The sequence below is a fragment of the Pectobacterium brasiliense genome (genome assembly GCF_016950255.1).
GTDB classification, from domain to species: Bacteria; Pseudomonadota; Gammaproteobacteria; order Enterobacterales; family Enterobacteriaceae; genus Pectobacterium; species Pectobacterium brasiliense.
Genome location: NZ_JACGFN010000001.1, coordinates 2,205,395 through 2,218,952, shown reverse-complemented (window position 1 = coordinate 2,218,952; position 13,558 = coordinate 2,205,395). Strand labels below are relative to the sequence as shown.

Here is a 13,558-nt window from a genome sequence, read left to right as displayed (position 1 = left end):
TCTCTGGCTAGCGGTTTTTTGACCGTGCATGCATACGGTGCATGGATTTGCATGCAATACTTACCCCCGTATCTGCCCTACAGCGCCAGTACTGGCGCGGCCTGAGCGCTTCCATGCAACTGCATGAAATGCGCTACATAAAGCGGGCAGGCGTGGCGGGGATAGCATTGCGCGCGGGGGGGGAATTAAATTAGCATCATGTAGCGGATTTTATTAGCGATATAATGTTTGTTTCTCTATGCCTATGTATGGAGTATTCTTATAACATCAATTTTGTTGATGTGTAGGGTGTAGCCATGCTTCAAATATCATCAGGTGTTTTTTTTGATGCAGATAAAATTGAAAGGCATGAAGGAACTTTTGTTTTCTATTCAAATGTTGATGTGTTTTTTTCATTAGAAAATAACTCCCCTTTTTTTAAATTAAAAAAAATTAGCCATGATGGGGTGAATTGTTATTTGGTTGATTATAATTTATTGACCGAAAAACCTGAGAAAATTGAAGCTGGAGTAGTTGTTAGAGCTGGTGATCAAGATTATGTCCAGCAATTCATATTACTTTGGGAGTTTTATTTTAATTGCGTGGCAAGACTTGAAAAGGAATCGGTGAAAAAGATTTGTGCGCAATTAAATTTTAATAAAAACCACTCTAAAATTGCTTTAGAAGTTGCTCCATATTTAGTAGAGATTAATCGGAATGTCTCACAGAACACTGCCAATGGATTTTGTGATTTTTTGAAAAATGTAGTAAGTATCGAACGTGCTGGATTCACGTCTGTGATAGCTGCGCTGAAAATAATTAGCGATACAAAAGAGTCTTTATCAACGAACTTTGACTTAGCTTATTCTATGCTAGTATATGCACTCGAGTCCTTATCTCAAAGAAATGCTAGATATCAATCTCATTGGGAAGACTATGATCAAAATACGAAGGGAAAGCTTGAAGAAATTTTTATAGATATTCCATCTGAAATATCAGATAAAATCAAAAACGTACTTGTTGATGAAAAACAATTTAAAATCGAAAAAAGGTTTAAGTCATTTATCGTAAATAATATCGAGGATGATTTTTTTTATGAAACCGAACGCTTCCCAATTCGTAGAAGCTTTCTTGATAGAGCATTGGACAATTTATACAAGATGCGTTCATCATTTGTCCATGAGCTTAAGCCGTTAGATGTAATGATCTCTCAAGCGCATAACCCAATGGCAGACTGCCTTGTTAGGTTTGGGGAACCTTATTTTAGCTATTCGGGATTGCTTCGTTTATTAAGTCATGTAATAAAAAACTTTTGTCGAAAAAATACGAGTAAAACAAAAGAAACAGTTAACTGGCTAATGGAAACATCTAGTACGATTATTGGGGAAATGTCTGCTCAATATTGGGTTTGGAATCCAGTTTCCTTTACAGACAAAGCTGTGGGGAAATGGTTTAGTGAATATTTGAATATGTTAAATTCAAATCAAGTTGTTGATTTGCAGAAGATTATGGATAAAATTGAAATCATCTTTGACCAATCAAAGAAAGAATTTAAAGATGGCCTTCTTCACTTTTATTACCTATATAATTTAATTCATAATGAGCATAAGGTTGGGTGGCGGGATTTTGCAGAGAAAAGGCATTGTTTTTTGAAGGATAGTATTTATTGGTATGCTTGTTGTTCTTATCTTTATAACTCATTGGGTAATGAATTTAATGCTACTGTAGGTGTTGATACATTGAAGTTGTTTACTTCTTGTTTTAATGATTATGATAAAAATAAATTTAAAAAAAACCGTTTTAACCTGCCTGCGATGACCGAGGTCGCTATGTTAGTGCGTGCGGCTAATCAATATTATAGAATTGGAATGTATGAAAATTATAAATTAATGACTAATAGAGCTTTAAGGGAGATATCTTCTGTTAAAAAAGTTTTTGATTATATCAAAGCACGATTAACTAACGCACAGCATATCGATTTGATAGAGTGTTTTAGTTTATATCGCGAGAAAGAGGGTTAACCCTCTTTGTTTTTAATAAACACACCCCACCAATACATTAATTCAATACGTTGGGTAAAGTATGTTGAACGATTATAAGCTTTTCTTACCTCATTTTTATCGCTATGAGCCAACGCCGCTTCAATCACATCAGGATTAAAACCGGCTTCATTCATGGCGGTGCTGGCTATTGAGCGTAAACCATGTGCGACCAGTTTGCCACCGTAGCCGATGCGTTTTAATGCGGCGTTTGCGGTCTGGCTGTTCATGGGTTTTTTAGGATCGTTGCGGCTGGGGAATACATGTTCCCGGTTGCCGCTGATAGGGCGCATGATGTCGAGTAGTTCCAGCGCTTGATCGGAAAGCGGAACGATATGATCACGCTTGGCTTTCATGCGTTCAGCCGGAATGCTCCACGTTCTTTCCTCTATATCGATCTCTGCCCATGCCGTTGCGGAGGCTTCTGCCGGGCGAATTAGCGTCAGTAGCTGCCATTCTAATAAGCAACGGGTTGGGATGGACAGGTTAGACATGGCAATGGTGCGCATTAGCTTGGGTAGCTCTTCTGGCCGAATAGTCGGCATGTGTTGCTTTTTAGGGCGTTCAAAGGCCATACCAATGCCAGAGGCGGGGTTAGCGTCAATCAGCCCCGTATTGACCGCGTAAACCATGATTTCGTTAATACGCTGTACTAAGCGTCTGACAGTTTCCAATGCTCCTCGGGCTTTAATCGGCTCTAGCGCCTGTATCAACGTGCGGGCTTTGATTTCCTGTACTGGGATATTCTCAATCGCCGGGAGCACATCTTTTTCCAGCGATCGCCAAATGTCTTTGGCGTGATCCGCGCTGACCTTTGTCTGTTTTAGTGTGAACCAGTTACGCGCCACATTGATGAAGATGCTTTCTACCGCGATTTGCGCTTCTTCGACTTCCTTAGTCACTTTTTCCTGTGGGTCTATTCCTTTGGCTAACAAAGACAGTTTTTCGTCTCTCATGGCGCGTGCGTCGGCTAATGACAATGCCGGGTAAGCGCCAAATCCGATCATAGTTCGCTGGCCGGTTATGGGTTTCTGGTAGCGGAACCGCCACAGCTTTTTACCTGTGGTTTTGACTAAGAGGAATAACCCGTTGCCATCGTGCAACGTCAGATCTTTGTCTGTCGCTTTGGCTTTTTGTACTTCAGTGTGGGTGAGTGGGCGGGTTGTCCGTGCCATGGGGATATCCTTCGTGATTGGTATACGCATGCAATTGGTATACGCCTTTTGGTATATATTCTACCGTATACCAATTCGTATACCAATAATCTCTGGATTCAGGCGAATATCGTCGGACAATGACGGACACAAAAAAGCCCGCAGGGCTTGTGCCGTGCGGGCTTTCTGGATTTCACCGGACGTATCCGGATCATAATGTGGTGGAGCTGGGGGGATTTGAACCCCCGTCCGGAACCACTCTACCGTCGGTACTACATGCTTAGTCTATCTTTACATTCGCTTGCCAGCTGCGAATAGACACGCCACTAACAAACTAGCCTGATTAGATTTAGTGCTTCAACCCCAGGCAAGGCATCCACACGATCTCTTTTGGGTTTGACCTCTCTTGATCCCCGTCCTAAGAGCGGAGGCTAGGGAGAGAGGGCTATAAGCAGGTTATTAAGCTGCTAAAGCGTAGTTTTCGTCGTTTGCGACTATTTTTTTGCGGCTTTTTACGAGGCAAACCGCCCCTCGGCATGCACCTTGGGCTTTGCAAATCCCGTCGAATCCAGAATCAGCCCCCAAGAAACTGTCGCCAGTATACCAGAACTTACCGTTGTTAAGCCAGTGGCTTAGCGATTGGCGTTCTTCATGATACGGGCTTTGTCTAACTTCCATTCACGTTCTTTGATGTCATCACGCTTGTCGTGATCTTTTTTACCTTTCGCCACGCCGATTTTGACTTTACTCCAGGCATTTTTCCAATACATGGATAGCGCGACTACCGTATAGCCATCGCGACTGACGCGGCCAAACAGCGAATCCAGTTCGCGTTTGTTGAGCAGGAGTTTGCGCGTGCGTATGGGATCGCACACAACGTGTGATGAAGCCACATTCAGCGGCGTGATTGTTGCGCCAAACAGGTAAGCTTCACCGTTCATGAAGGTGACATAGCTGTCGCTGAGGTTTGCTTTGCCTGCGCGCAGTGATTTGACTTCCCATCCTTGCAGCGCAAGGCCGGCCTCAAATTCTTCCTCAATGAAGTATTCGTGACGGGCGCGCTTGTTCTGCGCAATGGTGGCGGAACCGGGTTTGTATGCTTTTTTCTTTGTCATAGTGCCGTCATTATACTGGATGTCATTGGGAATGAAATCCCCGTCGTGCGTCCGTGTCGTGGTTAATGATATCGTGCGATAAGCTTCGCAGAATTTTTGTCTGTCGGGCTATCAGTGCTATTATTTTGCGCGTTTTATGAATCACGGAAAATAGTATGCCAAAGATAAGTCGTTCCGCACTGGTGCCGTTCAGCGCTGAACAGATGTACAAGCTGGTGAATGATGTCGCTTCCTACTCCGCGTTTTTACCGGGCTGTACGGGGAGCCGCGTGCTCTCCTCCTCAGAAGGGGAGATGACCGCCGCCGTGGACGTTTCCAAAGCCGGTATCAGCAAGACCTTTACCACCCGTAATACGCTGACGCACAACCAGAATATCAATATGCAGTTGGTTGATGGCCCATTCCGTCAATTGGGTGGCGACTGGCATTTTACGCCGCTGAGCGCCGATGCCTGTAAAGTCGAGCTGCATCTGGAATTTGAATTCACCAATGCCTTGATTGAACTCGCTTTTGGCAAAGTATTCAAGGAGCTGGCAGGAAATATGGTGCAGGCTTTCACGCAGCGAGCAAAAGAGGTCTACAGTGTCCGCAATGCAGGTTGATGTGGTCTACGCGTTGCCGGAACGCCAGTATCTACGCACGGTGAAGCTGGAAGAGGGCAGTACGGTTGAGCAGGCGATTGTGGCATCGGGCCTGCTGGAACTGCGCCATGATATCGATTTGCAGGTGAATAAAGTCGGTATTTACAGCCGTGCGGCGAAGCTGGCCGATGTGGTGCAAGAGGGGGACCGCGTGGAAATTTATCGTCCGCTGATTGCCGATCCGAAAGAGCTACGTCGTCAGCGCGCAGAACGTGCTAAGAGCAAATCTTGAACGATGTCGTTGAACGGCACATGACGTTTTCCTGAGCGTTATTATCGAAATGCCCTTACAAAAAAACACAGGCAAACCTGAAGTGTTCAGATTTGCCTGCTGTTATACCCGTCATACATCAAGCCGCGTGTGCGCTGGCTTCTTTCAAGTAGCCCGCCCATTATGGGCTTCGTCTTAACGCGTCGCCTCTGGCTGCCAGAATCGTTTATCCTGATTCAGCCGAACGGCATTGAAAGCATTAATCCAGCGCGGGCTTGTTGTTGATGTTGGTTAACACGCCACTGCCGCTGAAGGTCAGCGTCAGCGTCTGTTGTTTTACTGATTCATGGCCAGGCTGCTGGCGGAAGATGTAAAACCAGGTATCGCTGCCAAACGGATCCTGCATCATAGGTGTACCCAGCGTATAAGCGACCTGTTGTTTGGTCATGCCGGTGTGAATTTTCGCAACGTCAGCCGGTGCCAGATAGTTTCCCTGATTGATGTCCGGCCGATAGACCACCTTTTCCAGTGTGGAACAACCGGCAGTCAGCATAACAACCACCGCGGCGACGACAGTCAGCGTTTTACAGCGCATAGTGATTACATTCCTTAAGGGCATAGGTTGCCGATGATAATAGACCTTGCAGGACTTGGAAACCTGCAAGGCGATTGTATGACCTCAGGAAGGTAAAAAAGTTGAGCTTTTTTACCGGTGATGCACCTTTCTCGCCCTTGTCGGCTGTGGATTTTAGGCTGCCAGCAGTTCTTTGGCATTTGCCAGCGTATTTTTGGTGACGGCGCTACCACCCAAGAGACGTGCCAGTTCTTGTAGCCGAGCACGTTTATCTAAGGATTGCATCAGCGTTTCCGTTTCTGCACCGTCCGTTTGTTTGCTCACGAAGAAGTGTTGATGACCGCAGCCCGCGACCTGTGGCAGGTGCGTCACGCACATCACCTGCGTGGATTCGCCGAGCTGGCGCAGCATTCTACCGACGATGGCTGCTGTTGGTCCGCTAATACCTACATCGACCTCATCGAAGATCATCGCTGGGGTGTCCATTTTCTGTGCGGTAATCACCTGAATAATCAGTGCGATACGCGATAGCTCACCGCCTGAGGCCACTTTTGCCAATGTCTGATGCGGCTGGCCTGGGTTTGTCGTCACGCGGAATTCAATACTGTCGGCACCGGTGACCGTCAGGTTATCTGGCGTAAATTTCACATCAATGGTGAAGTGGCCGTGTGGCATTGCCAGCTCACGCATATTGGTGGTGATGAGCTGAGCCAGTTCGCTGGCGTGGTGCTGACGGCGCACGTGTAGCTGTTCTGCAAGGTGCAACGCCTGCTGATGGTATTCGCCGACGGAAGCGCTAAGCGCGTCATGGTCGCTTTCCTGCTGCTCCAGCTGTTGCTGTTCTTCCAATAGCTGTTGATGGAACGCGGGGAGCGCTTCTGGAGCAACATGGTGTTTGCGTGCCAGCGCGAGCTGGCGTGACAGGCGTTGTTCCAGTTCATACAGCCGAATCGGGTCGAGATCCATTTGTTCGCTGTAGTGGCGCAATTCATCGCTGGCTTCGCTAAGTTGAATGCCGGCTTCTTCGAGCATGGACAGCACGCCAGACAGTTTGTCATCCATGCTGATGAGTTCGCCAAGCTGATGTTTTACGCTGTGCAGCATACTGATGATGTTCTGCTCGTCGTCTTCGCTCAGCAGTTGCATGGCCTGTTGGCTCATCGTCAGTAGCTGACCGCTATTCGCCAGACGCTTATATTCCACGTCAATTTGTTCGTATTCCCCGGGCTGCGGGGAGAATTCATTCAGTTCTTTTAATTGGTATTGCAGCAGTTCCCGGCGAGCTTCGCGCTCAATGGCCGCCTGTTGCAGCTGCGCCAGCGCGCGGCAGCTTTGGTGCCACTGATGCCAAACCTGCTGCATAGCAACCAGCAGCTTCGGTTCATCGGCATAGGCATCCAGCAGGTGCTTTTGATGATCGGAACGCAGCAGTAGCTGATGAGCATGCTGACCATGCACCTGAATCAGATGCTGGCCGAGTTCACGTAGTTGGGACAGCGGTACGGCGGTGCCGTTAATAAAGCCGCGTGAACGACCATCGGCGCTAATAACGCGGCGTAGCAGGCACTCGTTGCTGTCATCCAACTGGTTTTCCTCCAGCCACTGACGTGCCGTCGGGGTATCCGCCAGCGCAAAGCGGGCGCAAATGTCGGCGCGGGCAGCGCCTGGCCTGACCATGCTGGCGTCAGAACGATTTCCCAGACATAAACCGAGGGCGTCAATCGCAATGGATTTCCCCGCACCGGTTTCTCCGGTGATTACGCTCATTCCTGACTGAAAATCGATTTCTAATTCGCGCACGATGGCGAAGTTACTGATAGTGAGTTGCGCCAGCATGATAAACCCCTGTATGTAATCACATGTGATTACATACAGTATAAACTGGTTTTATATACAGTAAAGTAGCTGGATAAAATTTTAGAATAATTTTTTTGACCAGCCGAGTTTTGAGCTTAGTGTGTTGAAATAGCTGTAATTTTTTGGGTGAATCAGATTCAGGTAATGTTCGCTGCGGCGAATGAGGACTTCTTCGCCTTCCTGTACCGGTAATGCAATCTGGCTGTCGCAACTGATTTCCAGGTCATTGGTAATGCAGGAGAATTTCAACCGAATCGTGCTGCTGCTGTTAATTACCAGCGGGCGGGCAGACAGCGTGTGTGGGAACATGGGCACCAGCGCAATCGCATCCAGCGACGGCGTCAGAATCGGGCCGCCAGCGGAAAGGGAATAGGCGGTGGAGCCGGTAGGCGTGGCGATAATCAGGCCGTCTGAACGCTGGGAGAAGGCGAATTTGTCGTCAATATAGACTTCAAATTCAATCATATGTGCGACTTTTCCGGGGTGAAGCACCACTTCGTTAATGGCGGTACTGATGCTGTCCTGCTGGTTTGCGCGGCAAACGTGCGCTTCTAACATGAAACGTTGTTCGCTCAAATAATGGCCGTCGAGAACGTCAGAAAGCTGCTGCTGCGCCTGATCAGGATCGAGATCGGTCAGAAAACCGAGGTTGCCACGGTTCACACCGATCACCTTGATGTCATAGCGCGACAGCACACGCGCTGCACCGAGCATGTTGCCATCACCGCCAACGACAACCGCCAAATCTGCCTGCTGGCCGATGTCGGCAAGGCTCGCGGTCGGTGCGTCTTTTAGATTCAACTCACGGGCGATCTGCTGCTCGATCAGAACTGAGTAACCTTTGTCGGTGAGCCAGTGATAGAGCATCTCATGCGTTGCCAGCGCCGTTGGGTGGCGCGGATGGCCGACAATGCCAATACAATTAAACGGCCTGTTCATTGTAAGCGGTGTGTTCATTGCTGTTTTTGTCCTCAGCGTGGTGTATCGGCAGCGGCTGGAACCAATATATGACTGGTTCCCTTGAATCCCCGATTTTGATCCCCATAATAAGCAACTAGCGAGATTAATGCTAAACCGCGGAGAATTTCATGAGTAGTAAAGAACAGAAAACGCCTGACGAGCAAGTCCTGGATCAAAAGGAAGCAGCAAAAGGGCAGCAAGCGGATGCCGCGCCAGAGACGGCAGACGTAGCTGACCCGCGTGATGCGCGCATCGCAGAACTGGAAACCCAGTTGAGCGAACTGCAACAGCGTGAACGTGACAATATGCTTCGCGTCCGTGCTGAAGCCGATAACATTCGCCGCCGTGCGGAAATGGATGTTGAGAAAGCGCACAAATTTGCGGTAGAGAAATTTGCCAGCGAAATGCTGCCGGTTATCGACAACCTGGAGCGTGCGCTGGATACGGCGGATAAGTCCAACGAATCACTGGTTGCGATGATTGAAGGTGTTGAACTGACGCTGAAATCGCTGCTGGATGCTGTACGCAAGTTTGGCATCGAGGTTGTGGGTGATGTGGGCGTACCGTTTAACCCAGAAGTGCATCAGGCAATGACGATGCTACCTTCGGCCGATCACCAGCCGAACCATGTCATGATGGTCATGCAAAAAGGCTATACGCTGAACGGTCGTTTGCTACGTCCGGCGATGGTCGCGGTATCAAAAGCACAAGACTGATTCTGTCTGCTTTTACGCACTATCTGCTTTTTACGTACCATAGTGACAGCGTATCTTCATTCCAAACCCCGTGCCCTGCATGGGGTTTTTTGTTTATATTTTGTTAAGATTTGTTTGATAAAAAAGATGTTTTTTAGGTTTTGAATGACTCATCATCATTAACTATCAAAAGAATTGGTATTACCACCCTAAATGCACTTGATAATCATTATCGTTTTTGTGAGAGTAATAAAACACCAGTGTTAGAAGGGTCATACTATGCCGGGTAGCCGTGTTATTGAATCAACAAGCCGCACATCAAGGAAGGTCAAACTGTCTTTGATGGGCCCGGCGTTTATCGCGGCGATTGGTTATATCGATCCGGGTAACTTTGCCACTAACATCCAGTCCGGCGCGGCCTATGGCTATACGCTGCTGTGGGTGGTGGTGTGGGCGAACCTGATGGCGATGCTGATCCAACTGCTGTCAGCCAAATTGGGGATCGCAACGGGTAAGAATCTGGCGGAACATATCCGCGATCGCTTTCCGCGTCCGGCCGTTTGGGCGTATTGGGTGCAGGCCGAAATTATTGCGATGGCGACCGATCTGGCTGAATTTATCGGTGCGGCGATTGGTTTCAAACTGCTCTTGGGCGTGTCGCTGCTGGAAGGCGCGATCCTCACCGCCATTGCAACCTTCCTGATTTTAATGCTGCAACAGCGCGGGCAGAAGCCGCTGGAGATGGTCATCGGCGGTCTGCTGCTGTTTGTTGCGGCGGCGTATATTGTTGAACTGGTCTTCTCTCAGCCTGAGCTGTCCGCGTTAGCCAAAGGCATGGCGATTCCTAGTCTGCCAACCTCTGATGCCGTGCTGCTGGCCGCCGGCGTGTTGGGGGCGACCATTATGCCGCATGTGATTTACCTGCACTCTTCCCTGACACAGCATGAAGGTAGCCATACCCGTGCCGAGCGTTATTCGGCAACGAAGGTCGATGTCGCAATTGCGATGACCATCGCTGGATTCGTCAATCTGGCCATGATGGCGACGGCGGCAGCGGCGTTCCATTTCAGTGGTAATCAGGATATTGCCGATCTGGATAAAGCCTACCTCACGCTGGAGCCGCTGCTGGGTAAAGCCGCCGCGGTCATTTTCGGTCTGAGTCTGGTGGCTGCGGGCCTGTCTTCTACCGTCGTTGGCACGCTGGCGGGCCAAGTGGTAATGCAGGGATTCGTGCGTTTCCATATCCCACTTTGGGTGCGCCGCACCGTGACGATGTTGCCGTCGTTTATCGTGATTTTGTCCGGTATGGATCCGACGCGGGTGCTGGTATTGAGTCAGGTAGTGCTGAGCTTTGGGATTGCGCTGGCGCTGGTTCCCTTGCTGTCCTTCACGGGTAACCGTGAACTGATGGGGACGATGGTCAATGGCAAATGGGTACAGCGTATCGGGCAACTCATTGTCGTGCTGGTAGTTTCACTGAACATGTATCTGCTGATTGATACGATGTTGGGGATATAAAACGGGTGCCACCGATTATTACATCAGAATAGCGTGGCACCTTTACACCCTTTATCACCAGCCTTCTTACTTGCTGGCCTTCCTCAACTCCGTCACCGGCACGCCGCCGATTCCCCAGTTATCCGTTTCGACTTCATCAATCACTACCACGGTGGTTTTGGGGTTTTTGTTTAGCACATCGACCAGCAGTTGGGTCACGCCCTCAATCAATTGACGCTTTTGTTCAGCGGTGACGCCTTCATTGGTGATTTTGATGTTGACGTATGGCATGGGTTCTCCGGGATTAGGGTAATGAACGACGGTAGGGAAAACAGAGCCCTGCCGCGATGAAAAGTGCGGCTGCGCTGCACAGAATGGCTGGCGCGACAGCGTGGGTGTTCGTCAACGCGCTGGTGAGCAGTGGGCCAAGAATTTGACCGATGCCGTAAGTGAGCGTCACTAGCCCAAGCAGGTTGATGCCGTGCGGCACGCGTAGCCGCTTGGCTAAGGGCATCACCAGCGAGGTCGTTCCCATAAAAGTAGCACCAAAGCCGATACAGCTGAATATCAATGCCACGGGGGAGTGGCTGAACAGCGTCAACAGGACGCAGCTTCCCTGAATGAGCAGGTTTGCCGTCAGGCAGGGTAACGTTCCCCAGCGGCTGGCTGCCCATAGCCAGAAAAAACAGCCAGGAATCACCGCCAGCCCAGCCAGAGACCATAAATGCAGGGACAAACGCGGCATGTCCAGTGCGGTCACCATCAACGGCAGATAGGTAGCGATGATGATGTACCCGAAGCCCGCGAGGCCGTACAGCAGCGCAAGCCGTCGCCAGCCAAGCAGAGGCGGTTCATCGGTATTGACCATCGGTTGCCGTGCGACGGTGGATTGATGCGGTGAAAGGATAAGTATGGCGAACATAAGTAGTACGGCGATCAAAGCCGCACCCCACCACAATGGCTCGGCGGTGAGGGCGTAATGCCGTCCGATGATGATGTATTCATTACCCAACACGATCCCCACGCCAACCCCGGCATAGAGCGAGGCGATAACGCGAGGATTTCTTGTGTGGTGCAAAATAGTCAAAGAACCGAAGATCATCATCGCTGCGCTTGCGATCCCAGCGAGGAAGCGAACGATCATGACCAGCGTCGTATCGGTGGTCAGAGCCATCGCGAAGAGCAAAATGCCGGTTGCGGCCGCTGCGGCAAACAGCAGGAACATGGGTTGAGCGGTTGAAGCGCTGCCGCTAAAAGAGAAAAACAGGCTACCGAACAGATAGCCGGCGTAGTTCGCGCTGGCAATATAGGACAGTTGACCGAAGGTGAAGCGACCTTCCTCCAGCATCACAGGCAGCATCGGCGTATACAAAAAGCGCCCTAGTCCCATTCCTAACGCCAGCACGATCGTCCCGAAAAGGGCAAGAACCAGCGTATCCGATTGGGCGATATAGCGAGGACGTTCCGTCATTCGATGGCTCAGGGGTGAGAGAGTATGTCGTTATCCTGCCCGTTTTCTCGTCAAATGAAAGTGAATAGTCGTGAGTAGGTTGATGACGCAACGAGAACGTTTTGTGGCCGTGATGTGGAGAGAAGGGCACATCTGGTATACCAAGCCCGACGCCATTGAATCGACTTTGCTGACGTCAGGCTTTTTACCGCGGCTGCGGTTAAGCGATGGTTTTACTGAACGCATCGACGGCCACAATCGCGTGGGCGACGTCTTCGGCCGTTAGTTGACTGTCCAGATTTTTCAACGTATCGGCGTCGCTGCACGCCAGTTCACCCACTTTGATCAGATTCTCAAACGGCTCATTTTCCAGATGCAGATCTTTTAGCAGAGTCGGCATGTTGATGGCACGGTAGAAGCGGATGTAGTGGGCGATTTCCTCATCAGGCCGCTGCTCCAGCACCATATGCGTTAATGTGCCGTAGGCAACTTTTTCCCCGTGTGTGAGGTGGTGGATGTCACCTTTGATCGCGGTAAAGCCGTTGTGGATGGCGTGAGCGCCCGCCAGCCCACCGTTCTCAAAGCCCAGACCGGAAAGCAGCGTGTTGGCTTCAACCACGGATTCTACCGCCGGTGTGACCACGCCTTTTTCCACGGCTTTATAGGCGCTGTAGCCGTAGGTTAGCAACGTTGTTTCGCAGGTTTCGGCAATTGCCATGCCCGCCAGCGTGGGTTTACCGCCCACCATGGAGAGGGCGTGAGAGCGCTGAACGGCCTGTGCTTCGACAAACGTGGCCAGGCCATCGGCAATGCCGGAGGCGAACAGACGCGCGGGTGCCTGCGCACACACGGCGGTATCGACCAGCACCAGATCGGGGTTCTTATTGTAAAAGCGGTAGGATTCAAACACGCCGTCATCGGTATAGATGACGGACAGCGCGCTGCACGGTGCATCCGTTGAGGCCACGGTTGGGACGATAGCGACGTTATGCTTTAGCTCATCGGCGACGGCTTTTGCCGTATCCAGCGTTTTACCTCCCCCTAATCCGACGACGATGTTTGTGCCTGCATCACGCGCCAGCTTGGCAAGACGGGTGATTTCGTTGCTGGAAGCCTCACCGTTAAAACGCTCGTAATGGTAGCCGATGCTCGCCTGTTTGAGTGAGGCATCGACGCGCTGGCCTATGATGTCCCACACCGTGCTGTCCGCCATCAGAAACGCTTTCGTACCCAGCGGTTTAAGTTGCTCGCCTAGCTCATCCAACACGCCGCGACCCTGAACATATTTTCTAGGTGAAGAGAAGATGAAATGGCTCATGTTATCTACCTCGATGATGTTATTGGAGAAGTGATGCGGTATTGAATCCGCGTAAATCATGGAAGGCG

At 50.0% G+C, this 13,558-nt stretch carries 13 protein-coding genes and 1 other RNA gene; 5 read left to right on the top strand and 9 right to left on the bottom strand.

Annotation, left to right across the window (positions count from 1 at the left end):
• The first annotated feature begins 296 nt into the window (after window positions 1-296).
• The gene (locus H4F65_RS09880; protein WP_010282411.1) at window positions 297-2,000 is read left to right on the top strand and encodes a hypothetical protein; all 1,704 of its coding nucleotides are present in this window, start codon (window positions 297-299) and stop codon (window positions 1,998-2,000) included.
• On the opposite strand, the gene H4F65_RS09875 is transcribed toward H4F65_RS09880, so the two are convergent.
• From H4F65_RS09875 to smpB, 3 genes are all read right to left on the bottom strand, one after another.
• Window positions 1,997-3,193, bottom strand: coding sequence for an integrase domain-containing protein (locus H4F65_RS09875; protein ID WP_010282422.1), 1,197 nt, complete (start codon window positions 3,191-3,193; stop codon window positions 1,997-1,999). The two genes, H4F65_RS09880 and H4F65_RS09875, sit on opposite strands and share 4 nt — an antisense overlap.
• Before the next feature lie 198 nt (window positions 3,194-3,391).
• Window positions 3,392-3,754: a transfer-messenger RNA gene (gene ssrA, locus H4F65_RS09870) on the bottom strand.
• 50 nt (window positions 3,755-3,804) lie between these two features.
• Window positions 3,805-4,287: an SsrA-binding protein SmpB gene (gene smpB, locus H4F65_RS09865; RefSeq protein WP_010282425.1), complete on the bottom strand. Its 483-nt coding sequence runs from the start codon at window positions 4,285-4,287 to the stop codon at window positions 3,805-3,807.
• A 155-nt stretch (window positions 4,288-4,442) separates the two neighbouring features.
• On the opposite strand from smpB, the gene H4F65_RS09860 reads away from it, so the two are divergent.
• Both H4F65_RS09860 and H4F65_RS09855 read left to right on the top strand, forming a co-directional pair.
• Entirely contained in the window at window positions 4,443-4,889 is a 447-nt protein-coding gene (locus H4F65_RS09860; protein ID WP_010282427.1) for a type II toxin-antitoxin system RatA family toxin, read from the top strand.
• Entirely contained in the window at window positions 4,879-5,160 is a 282-nt protein-coding gene (locus H4F65_RS09855) for an RnfH family protein (RefSeq protein ID WP_010282431.1), read from the top strand. The genes H4F65_RS09860 and H4F65_RS09855 overlap by 11 nt, the downstream gene beginning before the upstream one ends.
• A gap of 238 nt (window positions 5,161-5,398) precedes the next feature.
• On the opposite strand, the gene bamE is transcribed toward H4F65_RS09855, so the two are convergent.
• The 3 genes from bamE to nadK all read right to left on the bottom strand — a co-directional run bounded on the left by bamE (window position 5,399) and on the right by nadK (window position 8,509).
• On the bottom strand, window positions 5,399-5,734 hold the full coding sequence (bamE, locus tag H4F65_RS09850) for an outer membrane protein assembly factor BamE (protein WP_010282437.1): 336 nt from the start codon (window positions 5,732-5,734) through the stop codon (window positions 5,399-5,401).
• 153 nt (window positions 5,735-5,887) lie between these two features.
• Complete coding sequence (gene recN, locus H4F65_RS09845; protein ID WP_010282441.1) at window positions 5,888-7,549, bottom strand: DNA repair protein RecN; 1,662 nt, start codon at window positions 7,547-7,549, stop codon at window positions 5,888-5,890.
• Between the two features lie 81 nt (window positions 7,550-7,630).
• Window positions 7,631-8,509 carry an NAD(+) kinase gene (gene nadK, locus H4F65_RS09840; RefSeq protein WP_010282445.1) on the bottom strand — a complete coding sequence of 293 codons (879 nt, stop codon included), beginning with the start codon at window positions 8,507-8,509 and terminating at the stop codon, window positions 7,631-7,633.
• A 149-nt stretch (window positions 8,510-8,658) separates the two neighbouring features.
• Between nadK and grpE the strand changes: the two genes are divergently transcribed.
• Entirely contained in the window at window positions 8,659-9,246 is a 588-nt protein-coding gene (gene grpE / locus H4F65_RS09835) for a nucleotide exchange factor GrpE (RefSeq protein ID WP_010282447.1), read from the top strand.
• A gap of 258 nt (window positions 9,247-9,504) precedes the next feature.
• Entirely contained in the window at window positions 9,505-10,743 is a 1,239-nt protein-coding gene (locus H4F65_RS09830; protein ID WP_039281961.1) for an Nramp family divalent metal transporter, read from the top strand.
• Between the two features lie 66 nt (window positions 10,744-10,809).
• Here the strand turns inward: H4F65_RS09830 and H4F65_RS09825 are convergent, their stop codons facing one another.
• The 3 genes from H4F65_RS09825 to H4F65_RS09815 all read right to left on the bottom strand — a co-directional run bounded on the left by H4F65_RS09825 (window position 10,810) and on the right by H4F65_RS09815 (window position 13,490).
• Window positions 10,810-11,013, bottom strand: a complete 204-nt coding sequence (locus H4F65_RS09825; RefSeq protein WP_010282462.1) for a 2-hydroxymuconate tautomerase family protein — start codon at window positions 11,011-11,013, stop codon at window positions 10,810-10,812.
• Window positions 11,014-11,026: 13 nt separating this feature from the next.
• Window positions 11,027-12,193: an MFS transporter gene (locus tag H4F65_RS09820; protein ID WP_010282464.1), complete on the bottom strand. Its 1,167-nt coding sequence runs from the start codon at window positions 12,191-12,193 to the stop codon at window positions 11,027-11,029.
• A 199-nt stretch (window positions 12,194-12,392) separates the two neighbouring features.
• Window positions 12,393-13,490 (bottom strand): glycerol dehydrogenase, encoded by a 1,098-nt coding sequence (locus H4F65_RS09815; RefSeq protein ID WP_010282466.1) that lies wholly within the window; start codon window positions 13,488-13,490, stop codon window positions 12,393-12,395.
• Window positions 13,491-13,558 lie beyond the last annotated feature (68 nt).